Source organism: Psychrobacillus sp. NPDC096623, from assembly GCF_044762655.1.
GTDB lineage: Bacteria > Bacillota > Bacilli > Bacillales_A > Planococcaceae > Psychrobacillus.
Map to the genome: position 1 here is coordinate 1 of NZ_JBIWER010000016.1, position 1,879 is coordinate 1,879.

Genomic DNA, 1,879 nt, shown 5'->3' on the forward strand with positions numbered 1-1,879 from the left:
TTGTTCTTTGAAAACTGGATAAAACGACATTGAAACAATAAACAACAAGAAATTCAAGTTGTGATTACTTACGTAATCATGATGTGTAAGACTTTTTAACTTTTAGGTTAAGTTAATAAGGGCGCACGGTGAATGCCTTGGCACTAGGAGTCGACGAAGGACGGCACTAACACCGATATGCTTCGGGGAGCTGTAAGTGAGCTTTGATCCGGAGATTTCCGAATGGGGAAACCCACTGTTCGTAATGGAGCAGTACATTTGCGTGAATACATAGCGCATCTGAGACACACCCAGGGAACTGAAACATCTAAGTACCTGGAGGAAGAGAAAGAAAAATCGATTCCCTGAGTAGCGGCGAGCGAAACGGGAATAGCCCAAACCAAGAGGCTTGCCTCTTGGGGTTGTAGGACACTCTACATAGAGTTACAAAGGAATGGATTAGATGAAGCGATCTGGAAAGGTCCGCAGGATAGGGTAAAAGCCCCGTAGTCCAAAATCCATTCTCTCTTGAGTGTATCCTGAGTACGGCGGAACACGTGAAATTCCGTCGGAATCCGGGAGGACCATCTCCCAAGGCTAAATACTACCTAGTGACCGATAGTGAACCAGTACCGTGAGGGAAAGGTGAAAAGCACCCCGGAAGGGGAGTGAAATAGATCCTGAAACCGTGTGCCTACAAGTAGTTAGAGCCCGTTAATGGGTGATAGCGTGCCTTTTGTAGAATGAACCGGCGAGTTACGATTACATGCAAGGTTAAGTTGAGAAGACGGAGCCGCAGCGAAAGCGAGTCTGAATAGGGCGAATGAGTATGTGGTCGTAGACCCGAAACCAGGTGATCTACCCATGTCCAGGATGAAGGTAAGGTAACACTTACTGGAGGTCCGAACCCACGCACGTTGAAAAGTGCGGGGATGAGGTGTGGGTAGCGGAGAAATTCCAATCGAACCTGGAGATAGCTGGTTCTCTCCGAAATAGCTTTAGGGCTAGCCTCAAACGTTAGAATCTTGGAGGTAGAGCACTGTTTGGACTAGGGGCCCATCCCGGGTTACCGAATTCAGACAAACTCCGAATGCCAATGATTTATGTTTGGGAGTCAGACTGCGAGTGATAAGATCCGTAGTCAAGAGGGAAACAGCCCAGACCACCAGCTAAGGTCCCAAAGTATTTGTTAAGTGGAAAAGGATGTGGCGTTGCTTAGACAACCAGGATGTTGGCTTAGAAGCAGCCATCATTTAAAGAGTGCGTAATAGCTCACTGGTCGAGTGACGCTGCGCCGAAAATGTATCGGGGCTAAACAAATCACCGAAGCTGTGGATTGATACCTTTGGTATCAGTGGTAGGAGAGCGTTCTAAGGGCGTTGAAGTCAGACCGGAAGGACTGGTGGAGCGCTTAGAAGTGAGAATGCCGGTATGAGTAGCGAAAGACGGGTGAGAATCCCGTCCACCGTATGACTAAGGTTTCCTGAGGAAGGCTCGTCCGCTCAGGGTTAGTCGGGACCTAAGCCGAGGCCGATAGGCGTAGGCGATGGATAACAGGTTGATATTCCTGTACCACCAAACCACCGTTTGAGTAATGGGGGGACGCAGAAGGATAGGGTAAGCATGCTGTTGGTTATGCATGTCCAAGCAGTAAGGTGTGAATGTAGGCAAATCCGCATTCTATAACATTGAGCTGTGATGGCGAGGACGTATGTCCGGAGTTCCTGATTTCACACTGCCAAGAAAAGCCTCTAGCGAGGTGATAGGTGCCCGTACCGCAAACCGACACAGGTAGTCGAGGAGAGAATCCTAAGGTGAGCGAGAGAACTCTCGTTAAGGAACTCGGCAAAATGACCCCGTAACTTCGGGAGAAGGGGTGCTCTTTAGGGTGAATAGCCCT

The 1,879-nt window shown here is 48.9% G+C and carries 1 rRNA gene (cut by a window edge); it reads left to right on the forward strand.

The annotated features are described in order from the left end of the window. Positions 1-105: 105 nt before the first annotated feature. Positions 106-1,879, forward strand: a 23S ribosomal RNA gene (locus ACIQX2_RS19340) (its annotated part continues 1,204 nt past the right edge of the window); the annotation flags it as partial.